General features: G+C 33.7%; 14 protein-coding genes and 1 tRNA gene. 3 read left to right on the forward strand and 12 right to left on the reverse strand.

Features of this window, described 5'->3' with window-relative positions; genetic code table 11:
- Positions 1-46: 46 nt before the first annotated feature.
- From PHH50_01320 to PHH50_01370, 11 genes are all read right to left on the reverse strand, one after another.
- Positions 47-1,444 (reverse strand): MBL fold metallo-hydrolase, encoded by a 1,398-nt coding sequence (locus tag PHH50_01320; protein ID MDD3728945.1) that lies wholly within the window; start codon positions 1,442-1,444, stop codon positions 47-49.
- Positions 1,444-2,643 carry a U32 family peptidase gene (locus PHH50_01325; GenBank protein MDD3728946.1) on the reverse strand — a complete coding sequence of 400 codons (1,200 nt, stop codon included), beginning with the start codon at positions 2,641-2,643 and terminating at the stop codon, positions 1,444-1,446. Before PHH50_01325 ends, PHH50_01320 begins: the two co-directional genes overlap by 1 nt.
- A 20-nt stretch (positions 2,644-2,663) precedes the next feature.
- Complete coding sequence (locus PHH50_01330; protein MDD3728947.1) at positions 2,664-4,562, reverse strand: hypothetical protein; 1,899 nt, start codon at positions 4,560-4,562, stop codon at positions 2,664-2,666.
- 223 nt (positions 4,563-4,785) lie between these two features.
- Positions 4,786-4,980, reverse strand: coding sequence for a hypothetical protein (locus tag PHH50_01335; protein MDD3728948.1), 195 nt, complete (start codon positions 4,978-4,980; stop codon positions 4,786-4,788).
- Between the two features lie 28 nt (positions 4,981-5,008).
- The gene (locus tag PHH50_01340; protein MDD3728949.1) at positions 5,009-5,836 is read right to left on the reverse strand and encodes a hypothetical protein; all 828 of its coding nucleotides are present in this window, start codon (positions 5,834-5,836) and stop codon (positions 5,009-5,011) included.
- 79 nt (positions 5,837-5,915) lie between these two features.
- Positions 5,916-5,991, reverse strand: a tRNA-Gln gene (locus PHH50_01345).
- Positions 5,977-6,489, reverse strand: a complete 513-nt coding sequence (locus tag PHH50_01350; GenBank protein MDD3728950.1) for a hypothetical protein — start codon at positions 6,487-6,489, stop codon at positions 5,977-5,979. The genes PHH50_01345 and PHH50_01350 overlap by 15 nt, the downstream gene beginning before the upstream one ends.
- A gap of 5 nt (positions 6,490-6,494) precedes the next feature.
- Entirely contained in the window at positions 6,495-6,665 is a 171-nt protein-coding gene (locus PHH50_01355; GenBank protein ID MDD3728951.1) for a hypothetical protein, read from the reverse strand.
- 86 nt (positions 6,666-6,751) lie between these two features.
- A complete protein-coding gene (gene dnaX, locus PHH50_01360; protein MDD3728952.1) occupies positions 6,752-7,858 on the reverse strand; it encodes a DNA polymerase III subunit gamma/tau in 1,107 nt (368 codons plus the stop codon).
- 6 nt (positions 7,859-7,864) lie between these two features.
- Positions 7,865-8,461, reverse strand: coding sequence for a GtrA family protein (locus PHH50_01365; GenBank protein MDD3728953.1), 597 nt, complete (start codon positions 8,459-8,461; stop codon positions 7,865-7,867).
- Positions 8,458-9,051, reverse strand: a complete 594-nt coding sequence (locus PHH50_01370; protein ID MDD3728954.1) for a small multi-drug export protein — start codon at positions 9,049-9,051, stop codon at positions 8,458-8,460. Before PHH50_01370 ends, PHH50_01365 begins: the two co-directional genes overlap by 4 nt.
- An 81-nt stretch (positions 9,052-9,132) precedes the next feature.
- On the opposite strand from PHH50_01370, the gene cysS reads away from it, so the two are divergent.
- From cysS to recR, 3 genes are read left to right on the forward strand one after another with little or no spacing between them, the layout of a single operon-like run.
- The gene (gene cysS, locus PHH50_01375; GenBank protein ID MDD3728955.1) at positions 9,133-10,476 is read left to right on the forward strand and encodes a cysteine--tRNA ligase; all 1,344 of its coding nucleotides are present in this window, start codon (positions 9,133-9,135) and stop codon (positions 10,474-10,476) included.
- 40 nt (positions 10,477-10,516) lie between these two features.
- Entirely contained in the window at positions 10,517-11,893 is a 1,377-nt protein-coding gene (gene dnaB, locus PHH50_01380; protein MDD3728956.1) for a replicative DNA helicase, read from the forward strand.
- Complete coding sequence (gene recR, locus PHH50_01385; protein ID MDD3728957.1) at positions 11,894-12,496, forward strand: recombination mediator RecR; 603 nt, start codon at positions 11,894-11,896, stop codon at positions 12,494-12,496.
- 46 nt (positions 12,497-12,542) lie between these two features.
- Here recR and rplU read toward each other — a convergent pair whose 3' ends face one another.
- Positions 12,543-12,854: a 50S ribosomal protein L21 gene (rplU, locus tag PHH50_01390; GenBank protein MDD3728958.1), complete on the reverse strand. Its 312-nt coding sequence runs from the start codon at positions 12,852-12,854 to the stop codon at positions 12,543-12,545.
- Between the last annotated feature and the right edge of the window lie 10 nt (positions 12,855-12,864).

The raw sequence follows: 12,864 nt of genomic DNA on the forward strand, positions 1-12,864 counted from the left end.
CTTTTATTTTTTATTCAATAAATATTTTAATATATTTATTTTAATTTTACAAAGGAAATTCCGACAAATAACTTGGAACGATAATCTCACTTTTTATTTTTTCTCTTAAAAAATTAGCAAATTCATTTGACGCTTCTTCTTCTCCGTGAATTATGAATATTTTTTGAGGTTTTTCCTTAAAATTATCGATCCATTTAAAAAGATCGCTTTTGTCGGCATGGGCAGAAAATCCTTCAATATTTTCAATATTTGCTTTTACAGAATATTGTTTTCCCAATATTCTGACGTTTTTTTCTTTTTCTACTATTTCCCTGCCCAGCGTCCCTTTCGCCTGATATCCTACAAAAACAATACTTGATTCTTTTCTTGTTATATTTGATATAAGGTGATGTTTAATTCTTCCTCCGGTACACATTCCTGAACCTGCCATTATTATGGCAGAACCTTCCATATTATTAATACTTATTGATTGCTCTCTTGTTTTTGTTAATTTAAGAAGGGGAAAATCAAAAGGCGAATCCCCCTTTTCTATAAGAGAACGGGTATTCTCATCAAAATACTGCAGGTATTTTTTAAAAACTTCCGTCACGTTTATCGCCATAGGACTATCTACAAAAACAGGAAGAGAAGGAATAACGCCCTCTTTGAAAAACTTGTTCATATAGTATAATATTTCCTGAGCTCTCTCTAGAGCAAATACCGGTATGACTATATTTCCTCCTTCTTTTGCCGTCCTTCTTATTATCTTCGCAAGTTTGTCTCCTTCTATATCTTCACTCTTATGCTCTCTGTTGCCGTAAGTTGATTCCATAAAAACAATGTCCGCTTTCTCAAATAAAGTCGGATCGTTTAAAATCGGCTTGTTCCATCTTCCTATATCTCCGGAAAATATTATTGTTTTTGTCTTTCCGTTTGACTGCACCTTTAGCTCAATCATTGCGGCGCCAAGTATATGGCCCGCGTCATAAAAAGAAGCGGTAACTTCATTTGTTACCTCAAATACGGTTTTATACGGATAACCTCTAAGGAGAGGAAAAACCTGTTTGGCGTCCTCTATTGTATACAAAGGAATTTCCGGATGCGGGCCTTTCCTTCCTTCCTTTTTATGCCTGGACTTTTTTTTAAAAGCGTCTTCTTCTTGTATTTTTCCCGAATCAAGAAGAATTATTTTTACTATTTCAAGCGTCGGTTCCGTGCAAAATATTTTTCCCTTAAAGCCGTCTTTTACAATTTTAGGCAGATACCCGCAATGGTCCAGATGGCCATGGGTTAAAATTATAGCATCAATAGAACTTGGAGAAACAGGAAAATCATCCCAATTTCTGCTTTTAAATTCCCTTTCTTGATAAAGGCCGCAATCTATTAAAATTCTTTTATTTGAAACCTCAAGCAAGAATTTTGAACCCGTAACATTTTTCGCGGCTCCTAAAAACTTAATATTCATTATTTTCTTTTTTTTATTTTATAAACTTCGTCGTTTTTAAAAAATTGAAAAGGAAACTTTATTCCAACTGTCTGTCCCTTTTTTGCAAATTTGACTTTTTTATTCTCTATTTCCATATCAGTAATTTTTATTTTCCCAACTCCCGACTTCTTGCCAATTACAATAATCTCCTCTCCGTTTTTAAGATTATTTGACAGTTTAACCGCTCCAACTTTTACCTTGGGATATAAATGAACGATTTTTCCCAAAAATTCCTTGTAAGTGTCACTTGCCGAATTTTCAATTTCCGAAAAATCTTTGGGAGTTGGCTTTCCAAGGTAAAAACCAGAAGAAAATCCTCTGTTATAAACAGATGTTAGCTCTTTCATTAACTTTTGAACTTCATTTTTACTCAAATCATTATCTAGCGCTTTTCTATAAACCTTAACTACAGAATCAACATATCTGCTATCCCTGTTTCTTCCTTCTATTTTAAAAGATTTAATTTTTATCTTTTTTAATTCTTCAATAAAAGGAAGAGCGCAGAGGTCTTTTGCCGACATTACTCTGCTGTTTTCAAGCTTTAGTTCGTTGCCGTATTTTTCGTCTTTAATAACATAAGATCTTCTACAGGGATGAAAACACTCTCCCCTATTTGCTGATTTATTAAATAGAAACTGGCTCATAAAGCATCTTCCGGAAATAGAAACGCACATTGCCCCATGGATAAAAACCTCTATTTCAAGCCCTTTTATCTTGCTTATCTCTTTTATTTGCTTTAAATCTAACTCTCTGGCAAGGACAATTCTCTTTGCTCCCAGTTTTTGATAAAACTTTGCCGTTTCTTTATTGGCAACGCTTGCCTGGGTTGAAATAAAAAAAGGGACCTTGTATTTCTTGCATAAATTTATTACGGCAAAATCCCAGCAAATTACGGCATCCACCTTGTCTTTTATCTTCTTTATTAATTTATCCAGCTTTTTTATTTCAGAATCGTAAACAATAGTATTTAAAGTTACGTAAACTTTCGGCTTTTGGGGATACAAATTGCATATTTTTTTTATCTTTGTAAGGTCAGAAACCTTAAAATTATTCTTTCCAAAACGCATTGAAAAATCATTCAAGCCAAGATAAACAGCGTCTGCTTTTGCCTTGCAAGCGGCAACAAGAGATGAAAAACTGCCAACCGGAGCCATTAGTTCAAATTTATTCTTTTTCATTTATTCTTTTTTTATAATAATTAGGCATTAGCATTTCTATAATAATCAGAAATAATCTTATTAGACATTTCTACAAGATCGTCATAGCCAGCCCAAGCTCTTTTGTCTTTAACCATATTCATCACGCACTTGTCATCAAAGCCCAATAATTGCCCTTCTGAAGCCGAAGTATCAGCCTGTCCAATACCATATTTCCTTTGAAATTCATGAATTGCTAAAGTGGGGTCTCCATTATAATAAACTATATGTTTTGGTTTTTGCTCCGGGTGCTTTTCAAAATAACGCTCCCAATATTCTTTCGCTGTTATGGTATTTCTTGCCTTTTCCCAATTTGCATTTGCTGATTTTAGTTTTACATAAGCTGCTTCTTTAGGAGTTAAATTCCCCCAATCAAGCTTGCCGCGAGCTATGAAAGCTCCAATGCCGTCATTTAGAATTTCTTTTGCAATTCTTGCCGCTGTTTCCTTATCAAAACCAAGTTCTGATATTTCTTGATTAATCACGCTTAAACAAGTCCGTAAGGCCTCTTTTTGCTTCCAATAATCTTTTGGCTCTAAACATTTTTTATAGCTTTTTACAATTGAAGATTCTTGATTTAAATTTTCGGCCCATTTAATAAAAGCAGAAATTAGTTTTTCATCTTCAATCATAACTCTTTTTTCTTCCCCTTCAACTATTTTCAATTCGGAAGCATATTTTGATCCTGTTTCTTTATCAACCGGAGTATTTTCAGGCAAGAAAACTATACCAGAATCAGCAGAAATTCCCGTATTATCCAAGGTCGAAGGCCAAATAAATACGTCATTCCATTTTGTTTCGCTTTGAGGTTTGGTAAAATCTTTTTCCCAACCATTAAAAGCAAAATCATGCTGCGAAGCCAAAACATCAGAGGGGTAAAGGAAAAAAACTTCATTGTTCGATTCTCCGCCATAATAATTGTCGGCAACAATTTGAGCTGCAAAATGAACAGCAGTTTTATCCGGATAATGAGGGGCAGCTGCCCATGTAAAATTCAACTCTTTGTTTAATCTTTCTTTTGCCTCTTTCTCTGTTTTCTCTTTTAAAACATGCAATTCAAGGAAATGTCTTACAGCTTCTTTGTCTCTGGCAGATAACCCATTATCCAGTGCTATAGGCGGACGAAGCATTTTGCCATCTTCTAGCACTTTTACAAGCCCATTATGAAATTCTTGCAATCCGGCAAAATGATAAACCATCGCGCTATGGTCTCTAAAACCTTGTCTTGTAACATGCGAAAGAAAATGCGGATTCAATCTGCGCCAAAGGGCAATATATTCTTCCGTTGAAAGTTCTTCTAGTACTTCTTTTTTAAGCAGTTCTCTTTTCTCGGCATTTGAAAGCGGAATAGTTTCCATTCTTTCGTAATACGCCTCAAGTAATTTTTTGGAATCAGGAATAGTTAACTGTTCCTCTCTAAGTCTTATTAGTTCAGCCCTATTTTCTTCAGCTTGCCTTGAAAGTTGGTCTATTTCTGCCATTAACAAGTTGACATCTTCTTTTATTTCACCAGTTGCTCTATCTTTAATACCGAAAATGCTTTTAATTCGCACCAGAACTTCTTCTGTTTTTTGTTCTAATACAAGAAGTTTTTCTGCTTTTAAGGAATTCAATGTTAAAGATTGTTCTTCAATTTGAGCCAAGGTATTTTCTCGTCCCAAGATATTGCTTTGTAAAAATTGGAGTTCTCTTCTTCTGCTGACAGCTTCTGTTGTAATTGTCTTCCTTTTCTCTTGAGCATGCTTTTTTGATATGACATGAGGATCAAGTAGAGTTTGCTTAATTTGTTCAATGGTCTGTTCTGGCTTTTCTGCTGATTTGAATTCATTTGCTGGAATAGAAGTTTCATTCTCTTTCTCTGGATTATTTGAAGTATTAAAGTTTTGTTCTGGAGTTTTCATAGGATTTATTTTATTAAATCATATTTAAGATTTGTGTTTTGGATAAAGGAATGTTTTTTCAATGCTTTTATTTCTTAAATATACCTTTTAAAAACATTTTAATCAAATAAAAAAACGAGTATTAACTCGGTTTTTGGTTTTAGGTTGCTGGTATGAGATTGCTGGGGATAGTAAATAATATTAGAACCTATTCAATTAAAAATTAATAAATTTTAATTTATTTTTAGGGTTTTTCTTCTTTTTCACCTATTCCCTTTTTCATATTTTCGACAATTTTTTCTAATAAATTTATTATTTTATTAATTTTCCAATACCAACAAAGAATCTCTCGACAAACAAAAAAAATAATAATCAAGAAAAAAATAACTATCAAAAACTCTAATGAGAATATAAAATTATAAAAATAATCAAAAATCATAAATCATATTTTTAAAATATTTAAATTTTTAAGATTGAACGCAACCCGGACAAAAGATTGAGTCTGGTTGTTGTAAGGGATGTGCTGGAGGGATATATATACACTGACTTCTTTCCCACTTCCAATTTCCTCCCCTATTAAGACACTGGTCTAATTTTATTTCCCATTCTTTTTCTTTATCTAAAATAAAATTAAGAATTTCTTGAAGTATTTCGAGATCAGACATATTTTTAATTTTACTAACCCTGTGGTTTATGAGAAAATGGTTGTTTTTATAATAATATTCATATCTTACAAAATATCCATCGTCCCCAATGGAATAAGTAAGCCCGTCTTTTTTTCTAAGTTCAGTTATTATTTTCTTCTTTTCCTTGTCTTCTTCTTGTATTTTTTCCAATCTTTCTTTTTCTATTTTTTCTATTCTTTCTAATTGTTTTTCATATAATATTCTTTCGGTTAAGTCTGTTAATCTTTTCATTTCTTCTGCTATTTTTTCTAATTTGCTCTGTTCTTCTTTATCTTCTGATAATGATTTTTCTTGATTTTCTATTTCTTCTATTTTATTGTCTTCATCTTCTCTTTCTATCTCCAATCTGGCTTCTTCTAATTCTTCTTGAAGCTCAGAAACCTCTTCTGTTTCTTGTATTGCAGGTTCTTCTAATTGTATCTCTTCCGATAATTCTTCAGGCTCTATAGTAATAGGTTTTTCGGTTCTTCTAAAACCCTCAGAAATACTTGCAGTAAGAGGAGTTAACTTTCCTTGCGTATGCAAAAACACACCAGCTCCTGCAGATGTAATAACAACTGAAGTGATAATTCCTATTAATAATGGTATTTGGATAAATCCTTTTTTCATGTTTACTTAGTACCATTATTATACAATATAAATAAACAATTTGCAATTATTAAAATTGCATTTAAAAATATTTACAAATTGGCTGCCGGGCTAGGATTCGAACCTAGAAATCTCCTCGTCCAAAGCGAGGCGTGTTACCATTACACCACCCGGCAATTATTAAAAATTCCATCTACCCAACCTTGTATTTTTCTGTTTAAATTTGTACTTTTCCTTACGGTAATACTTAATAATCCATAATATTTTTTCCCAATATTTTTTCGATTCGTGCTAATTTTATTTCTCTTCCAACTCACATTTTTAAAATGTTTTTCCGAAAAACCAACAATTCTTGACCAGTATTTTTTAACTTCTTTTAATCTATTTTCTGAATTTTCATGCAAGTATACTCTGAAAATAATATCTTTTTTTTTAATTTTACATATTTTGTTAAGCCATTTTAAAAATATTATTACCATTTTTGGGTCAGAATTGCCAAACGTAACTTGACTTGACTTGTCTTTTTCTTTAGATCCTTCTGCCCAATAAAGAGCCGTTCCAATAAGCCATAAATCTCTCTGGCTTATTTTTTTGATTTCTTTTTTAGCTTTATCAATAATCAACTTTTTAATATTCAACTTTTCCTGATGACGAGCTTCCCATCCTCGTTTCATTGCCTTCAATTTTTTTCTGTTAGTTTCTGTCTCTGTCTTTTACTTAAGCCGACATCTCTTAGCCATAAAGAAAGTGTTGATTTTGCAACTGGAATTTCTTTTAAAATATCGTTATAAGAAAGGCCTTTTTTTCTTAACTTTATTGCCTTTTCTTTTTCTTTTATTTTTTGGGTCATAAAACTACGATATAATACTGCTTTATTATATCATCGTAGTTCAAATATTTCAAGAATATTTGTCTTTATTTCAACGAACTAAATATTTACTCTTTCGGCAATATAATCTCTATTATTGCAAGTTCCAAAGGAAGCTGCTGAATGGAAGAATATTTCATTCTATTCTCCGCTTCAAGAAAAAGATTAAGAGCCCTTCTAATATCTTCTTCTTTTAAACCATCTGTCTGCTCTTTAATAGCCATTTGTTCTTCTTCTGTCAATCCCGTGATAATCGGATTTGTAATATCCGGATTTATCTTCATTATTAAAGCCTGCCTCATATATTGAATAAGAATCTTTAAGAACTCCTGAGGGTCGTACCCTTTTTCAACTATATTTTGAAGATATTTAATTGCTCCTCCGGGATCTTTTTTGACAATATATTCGGTAAATTGGCTTGCCATGTTAATATCGGCAATCCCCAGAAGACTCTTAATATCTTCTCTCGTAATCTTTTTCTTTTTTCCGGAAAATGCCAAAACCTGGTCAAGTAAACTCTCCGCATCCCTTAACGCCCCTCCGGAATTAACGGCAATGATATTAAAAGCATCTTTGTCTATTTCAACTCCTTCTTTCTTTGAAAGAATCTCCAGCCGTTTTATAAGCTCGTCCATTCTAAGCTTTCTAAAATCAAATCTTTGGCAACGGGAAATGATTGTCGGAATCATCTTGTGAATTTCAGTCGTAGCAAGAATAAAAACGGCATGAGACGGCGGCTCTTCAAGGGTTTTCAAAAGAGCATTAACTGCTTCTTTTGTTAATTGATGAGCTTCGTCTATTATAAAAACCTTGTATTTTTCTTTTGCCGGAGAAAACCTTATCCCTTCCCTAAGATCTCTTATCTCATCTATCCCCCTGTTTGAAGCGGCATCTATCTCAATAAGATCAAGAGATCTGTTTTCCGCTATTTCCTTGCAAGAAGGGCAATTATTACAGGGTTCAAACTCCCCTTTCTTCCTATTATGGCAATTTAAGGCCTTTGCCAAAAGGCGGGCAATAGTCGTTTTTCCGCTTCCCCTTGGGCCCGAAAAAAGATAAGCATGGGAAACGGCCTCTTTCAAAAGGGCGTTTGTTATCGTTTTTACGACATGCTCCTGGCCTATAAGTTCAGAAAAGCTCTTGGGCCTGTATTTTCTGTAAAGAACGGTTGACATAGAATATTATTTCTTAAAGACAAATAATTTATAGCCGAAAAAATTCCATAAGAATACGCAAAGAATAGCAATAAAGGCGCCAAAATTACTCCACAGTTCTTCTGAAACCCCAAATTGAGGACCTATAGCGTTTACTACAAAAGAAGCAATGGCTACATTTAGAGCAAAACCAATGCCAGCAATTCCCGCAAATTTTCCAAATTCGCTTGTTTTTATAACCCCTGTTTCCTTTTGCTCAAATGTCCAAAACTTGTTCCAGAAATAGGAATTAACAACGGAACAAAAGAAAGAAAGGGCCTTGAAAAAAGAATATCCGGCTCCGGAAAATATTGAAGTTGAAAACATCAAAAAGTTCAAAACCCCAAAATCAACAAAAGTATTGAGCGCTCCGACCAAAAGAAACTTCCCTCCCTGATAAAATATTAAAAACTTCTTTCCTAAAAAAGAAGCGACAAACATTCCTAAAAATACGAGCGGAGAGAAAACAAACGGCAAAGCAAAAAGAAGATTATTTTTTAATCCTGCGCTCCAAAGAATAACAAGAAAGAATACTCCTATTAAAAAACCGATTATCGGGCTTATTATCTTATCTATTTTTTTCATTCTTCCATTATACCTATTTTTTTAAAAATATGAAATACGTCCTTTCCGTTTTTCTTGCTTTTGTAAAGCAGAAAGACAAAAAGAAAAACCATAATAATTCCCAAAAGCGTTTGCCATCCGAAATAGCTCTCAATAGCAATGCCGGCCTTGATTATAAAAAGAACAACAATTCCGGCTATTGCGGCTCCAAGAGAAATAAGGGGAAAGGCCTTTTTAAAAGGAATTCCGAAAACAAAAGCGGCAAGCGAGGCGGTCCACACTCCTGTTATCGGCAAAGGAATGGCAACAAAAGTGACAAGAGCTAAAAACCCGTATTTTTTTATCCTTGAAGAGTGATTTTTCCTCGTCTTTGAAAAAAGGAAAGAGAAAAACCGGTAAAAAAGAACTGACTTTTTAGAAAGAAAATCAGATATTGGAGAAAGCAGAAGAAGAATAAAAAAAGCCGGAACAAGATTGCCAAAAAGAGAAATAAAGTAAACAGAAAAAGGGCTAAAATTGTAAGCAATAAGGCCCATCGGAATTGAAAGGCGCAATTCTCCAACTGGCGTCATTGCCAGTAAAAAGATTTTTATTCCATTTATTATTTCCATTACAGTTTCAAAAAGCAATGGGATTATAATATAAAAAAGAGGAAATTGAAAGACCTTTCCAATTATGGTAGAATAATTTTGATGATTAAAATATACAACACTCTTTCAAAAAAGAAAGAATTATTAAGTATAAAAAAAGAAAAGCCCGGTCTTTTTGTTTGTGGAATAACTGCTTATGACAGCCCCCATTTGGGACACGCCAAAACCTACCTTTTTTTTGATTTTTTTACCAAATACTTGAAAAGCAAGGGATATAATCTTTTTTATCTTCAAAACATAACCGATATTGACGATAAAATAATAAAGAAAGCCAAAGAAAAAAATATTTCTCCGATAAAACTGGCAAGAGAATACGAAAAAGAATATCTTGAAGAAATGAAGCTTCTTAAAGTAAACAGCGTCAGTAAATATGCAAGAGCAACGGAAAATATAAAAGAAATAATTTCTCAAGTTGAAAGATTAATTGAAAAAGGATTCGCTTATCAAATCAAAGACGGAATATATTTTGACATAAAGAAATTCAAAAACTACGGCAAACTCTCAAGAAGAACAATTCTTCAAGCAGAAGACGGGGTCTCAAGAATTGACGAAGGAAAAGGAAAAAATAATAGAGGCGATTTTTGTCTTTGGAAATTTTCAAAAGAAGGAGAACCTAAATGGAAAAGTCCATTTGGAGAAGGCAGACCGGGGTGGCATATAGAAGATACGGCAATTGCCGAAAAATATTTAGGATCTCAATATGAAATCCATGCCGGAGGAAGGGATTTAATATTCCCGCACCATGAAGCCGAAATCGCCCAAATGGAAGCCATATCCGGAAAAAGGCCATACGTAAAATACTGGATGCATACTGGCTTTCTTACCGTAGAAGGACAAAAGATGTCAAAATCTCTCAATAATTTTATTACCCTAAAAGAACTTTTAACAAAATACAATCCCAGGATTCTAAGATATTTTCTTTTAAAGCATCATTACAGATCTCCTTTTGATTATGACGAGAAAAAAATAGAGCAAGCAAAAAAAGAACTGGAAAAAATAGACAATTATATCCTTAAATGCAAAGAATATTCTTTTAAGAAAGACGACTTAAATAAAAAAGCAATAGACAAAATAAAGGAAAAATTTGAAAAAGCGCTTGAAAATGACTTTAATACACCTATTGCCGTTTCGCTGATATTTGACCTTCTTAAAATTTCTCCTTCAAAAGAAGCTCTTTTATTTATTAAAGAGATTGATAAATATTTCAATGTTTTTATATCCAAAAAAGAAATTATTCCTGAAAAAGTAAAAAAACTGGTAAAAGAAAGAGAAAAAGAAAGAAAAGCCAATAATTTTGAAAAAGCGGATATAATAAGAGAAAAAATAGAAAATCTGGGATATAAGGTAGAAGACACAAAAAAAGGACCGGCAATAAAAAAGATTTAGATTGCCAGTACTCTTTATTTCTGCTATAAAAAACCTACATATGGCAAAAGACCCCAATTTCAAAATACCTCCTCAAAATATTGAAGCCGAAAAATCCCTACTCGGATGTCTTATGCTTGATAAGAATGCTCTTATGAAAGTTATTGATTTTCTTAGGGCAAGAGATTTTTACAAAGATAGCCACAAGAAGATATATGAGGTAATAATGTCCCTCTTTGAAAAAGGAGAACCTGTTGATTTTCTTTCTGCTTCGGCAAAACTGAAAGAAAGAGGAGAGCTTGAAGAAGCCGGAGGAGCAAGCTATCTTACCGAGCTTATAAACGCCGTTCCAACCGCCGCCCATGTTTTAAGCTATGCCAAAACGGTGCAGAAAAAACGCCTCTTAAGAGACCTTATTGAAGCTGGCCAGGACATACATTCAATGGGATACAATGAAGAAGAAGATATAGAAGTTGTTCTTGATAAGGCAGAACAGAAAATCTTCGGAATCACTCAGAAATCGGTAAGCCAAAACTTTTTAGTTGTAAAAAATATGCTTGGAGAAAGTTTTGAAAGAATTGAAAAACTTTCAAAACATGATGGAGCAATGAGAGGAATAACTACCGGGTTTAGCTCTCTTGATAATATGCTTTCAGGATTGCAAAAATCAGACCTTGTCGTGCTTGCAGCAAGGCCTTCTTTGGGAAAATCTTCCCTTGCTTTAAATATCGCCCTAAACGCAGCAAAAGAAACCAAAATGCCGGTAGGAGTTTTTAGCTTGGAAATGTCAAAAGACCAGATAATAGACCGTTTTATTTCTTCCGTTTCAAATATTGATCTTTGGAAAATAAGAACAGGCAAACAACTAAGCGAAGATGACTTTGAATGCATACAGCACGCGCTTGGAACCCTTTCAGAGGTTCCTATTTACATAGACGACGCTTCTTCTTCAAATATTATCCAAATGAGAGCAATGTCCAGGCGCCTTCAAGCGGAAAAAGGCCTTGGGCTTATCATTGTCGATTATCTTCAGCTGATGGAACCTAGAAATCCTTCAGCAAGCCCGGTCCAGCAGGTTACCGAAATATCAAGATCGCTAAAAGGGCTAGCAAGAGAACTTAACATTCCTGTTCTTGCCCTTTCCCAGCTTTCAAGAGCCGTAGAACAAAGAATACCCCCAAGACCCCGATTATCCGATCTAAGAGAGAGCGGAGCCATTGAACAGGATTCAGATGTAGTTTTGTTTATCTACAGAGAAAGGAAATATAAAAACAACGATGAAGAAAATAAACCCGGAGGTTCCAGCGGAGAAGCGGAGATAATAATTGCAAAACACAGAAACGGACCAACCGGGACAGTAAAACTTTATTTCGACGAACAAAGAGCCTCTTTCAGAAATCTGGATAAAACGGGAACAGATGATTATATGACAAATTAAATGGATCATCCTATTCAAAAACTAATTGAAGCGTTTTCAAAGTTTCCGGGAACAGGAACCAGAGTAGCCGGACGTTTTGCAAGATATATAATCAAAATGGAAAACAGAGAATTTGACGTCTTTTTGAAAAATCTTTCTGAAGTGAGAAAAAAGGTTAAAATATGTTCATTCTGTTTTGATATGTTTGAAGGTGAAAAAGAAGACAGTTTCTGTCCTATTTGCCTTGATAAGACAAGAAGCAAGGACGTTCTTTGCATTGTTGAAAAAGAATCAGACCTTGAAGCAATAGAAAAAACAAAAAAATACAAAGGCCTTTATTTTATTCTAGGAGGAACCGTTTCTTTGTCTTTTAAAAAAGAAAATAAATTAAGAATTGAAGAATTAAAATCAAGAATAGAAAAACTTAAATCTTTGAAAGAAATAATAATCGCCACTAACTTTACAGCAGAAGGAGAAGCAACCGGACTTTATATTGAGAGAATAATCAAAGAGTTAAGTCCTTCTTTAAAAATTACCCGTCTTTCAAGAGGAATGCCCATAGGAGGAGAACTGGAATATGCCGACAGCGAAACAATTGAAGGCGCCCTTTTGGGAAGGAAATAAAAAATGCGGCAAAAGCCGCATTTTTGTTGAAAATATAAAGAAAATATTAAGAATTGATTTTCAATATTTCCACTTCTGTAAACATCTGCCTGTGCCCTGTTTTCTTTTTGTATCTGGTTTTGGGCTTATATTTAAAAACTATTACCTTTTTTCCCTTTCCCTGAGAAAGAACTTTTCCGGTAACGGTTGCTTTCTCGATAAAAGGAGTCCCTATTTTGACTTCTTCTTTGTCTTCTATGAGTAAAACCTCATTGAAAACAACCTCTTTCCCCTCTTCGATTTCAAGCTTTTCCACTTTTATTTTTTCTCCAGGAGAAATTTTATACTGCTTCCCTCCCGTTTTTATTATTGCCAGCATATTTTTTTAT

It is taken from the genome of Candidatus Paceibacterota bacterium, from assembly GCA_028697015.1.
Taxonomy (GTDB): Bacteria; Patescibacteriota; Minisyncoccia; order Minisyncoccales; family GWA2-38-27; genus JAQVFW01.

Bases quoted from the DNA above. Each gene is read 5' to 3' on its own strand.
- cysS (MDD3728955.1), top strand. From the start codon at position 9,133: ATGATTAAAATATACAACACTCTTTCAAAAAAGAAAGAATTATTAAGT.
- PHH50_01320 (MDD3728945.1), bottom strand. From the start codon at position 1,444: ATGAATATTAAGTTTTTAGGAGCCGCGAAAAATGTTACGGGTTCAAAA.
- dnaB (MDD3728956.1), top strand. From the start codon at position 10,517: ATGGCAAAAGACCCCAATTTCAAAATACCTCCTCAAAATATTGAAGCC.
- PHH50_01355 (MDD3728951.1), bottom strand. From the start codon at position 6,665: ATGACCCAAAAAATAAAAGAAAAAGAAAAGGCAATAAAGTTAAGAAAA.
- PHH50_01370 (MDD3728954.1), bottom strand. From the start codon at position 9,051: ATGGAAATAATAAATGGAATAAAAATCTTTTTACTGGCAATGACGCCA.
- PHH50_01340 (MDD3728949.1), bottom strand. From the start codon at position 5,836: ATGAAAAAAGGATTTATCCAAATACCATTATTAATAGGAATTATCACT.
- PHH50_01330 (MDD3728947.1), bottom strand. From the start codon at position 4,562: ATGAAAACTCCAGAACAAAACTTTAATACTTCAAATAATCCAGAGAAA.
- PHH50_01365 (MDD3728953.1), bottom strand. From the start codon at position 8,461: ATGAAAAAAATAGATAAGATAATAAGCCCGATAATCGGTTTTTTAATA.
- recR (MDD3728957.1), top strand. From the start codon at position 11,894: ATGGATCATCCTATTCAAAAACTAATTGAAGCGTTTTCAAAGTTTCCG.
- PHH50_01335 (MDD3728948.1), bottom strand. From the start codon at position 4,980: ATGATTTTTGATTATTTTTATAATTTTATATTCTCATTAGAGTTTTTG.
- rplU (MDD3728958.1), bottom strand. From the start codon at position 12,854: ATGCTGGCAATAATAAAAACGGGAGGGAAGCAGTATAAAATTTCTCCT.
- PHH50_01350 (MDD3728950.1), bottom strand. From the start codon at position 6,489: ATGAAACGAGGATGGGAAGCTCGTCATCAGGAAAAGTTGAATATTAAA.
- dnaX (MDD3728952.1), bottom strand. From the start codon at position 7,858: ATGTCAACCGTTCTTTACAGAAAATACAGGCCCAAGAGCTTTTCTGAA.
- PHH50_01325 (MDD3728946.1), bottom strand. From the start codon at position 2,643: ATGAAAAAGAATAAATTTGAACTAATGGCTCCGGTTGGCAGTTTTTCA.